This window comes from Bacillus cereus group sp. BfR-BA-01379, assembly GCF_022663605.1.
Classification (GTDB): Bacteria; Bacillota; Bacilli; order Bacillales; family Bacillaceae_G; genus Bacillus_A; species Bacillus_A mobilis.
On the sequence record NZ_JAKUFT010000335.1, the window covers coordinates 1 to 216 of the forward strand.

A 216-nucleotide genomic window follows, 5' to 3' on the forward strand; every position below is an offset into this window, starting at 1 on the left:
AATCAACAACAGCATTCTAAACAAGACGACTCGGATCAGAATAAACAGCAACATTCTAAGCAAAGCGACTCGAATCAAGATGAACAACAACATTCTAAACAAGATGACTCGAATCAAGATAAACAACAAAGCTCTAAACAAGACGACTCGAATCAGGATAAACAACAAAGCTCTAAACAAGGTAACTCGGATCAAAATCAGCAGCAAAACGCTGGA

Annotated in this window: 1 pseudogene; it reads left to right on the top strand. The window is 38.0% G+C overall.

Going from position 1 to position 216, the window contains the following annotated elements:
- Positions 1–216, top strand: a pseudogene (locus tag MR113_RS28130) (spore germination protein); the annotation flags it as partial.